The sequence below is a fragment of the Mesorhizobium sp. M8A.F.Ca.ET.202.01.1.1 genome, from assembly GCF_004791595.1.
In the GTDB taxonomy this organism is placed as follows: Bacteria; Pseudomonadota; Alphaproteobacteria; order Rhizobiales; family Rhizobiaceae; genus Mesorhizobium.
In genome coordinates this window covers 1-430 of record NZ_SRUN01000079.1, presented here as the reverse complement: position 1 = coordinate 430, position 430 = coordinate 1, and the positions used below count along the sequence as shown (strand labels likewise).

Annotated in this window: 1 protein-coding gene and 1 pseudogene; one reads left to right on the top strand and one right to left on the bottom strand. The window is 64.2% G+C overall.

The window, feature by feature from the left end:
- The coding region (locus tag EN845_RS33925) for a helix-turn-helix transcriptional regulator (RefSeq protein WP_135931279.1) at nucleotides 1-212 on the top strand (212 nt) is incomplete at its 5' end.
- A gap of 34 nt (nucleotides 213-246) precedes the next feature.
- On the opposite strand, the pseudogene EN845_RS33920 reads toward EN845_RS33925, so the two are convergent.
- Nucleotides 247-430, bottom strand: a pseudogene (locus EN845_RS33920) (AIM24 family protein); the annotation flags it as partial.

Below are 430 nucleotides of genomic sequence, written 5' to 3'. Positions count from 1 at the left end.
GCGAAACCGGCAGGACGCGCGCCATCTCCAAGCGTGAGCTCGAATGCCTGAAGCTGACCGCCAACGGCAACACCAGCGAAGAGATCGCGAAACTGCTGAAACTGTCGGTGCACACCGCCAACCAGTATCTCACCCAGTCGACGCAGAAGCTCAACGCCGTCAACCGCAACCAGGCGGTGGCCAAGGCGCTGCGTCTTGGCCTGATCGAGTAATTGGCTCAGGCCAAATCCACTCCCGAATTTGACGTCAGGGATAGGCGAGCGGCTCGGTCCTGCGGATGCGCGCCTGGTCGATGGCGTCCTCGAGCAGGGCGGTGTTGTGCTCCGGCGTCTCGCCCGGCTTCTCGAACGACCCGTAGTTGACGACCACGGCTGACCCCTGCCCGGTCAGCGTCAGCTGAAAATAGCCGGTGCCGCCGCGCGGCCGAAGG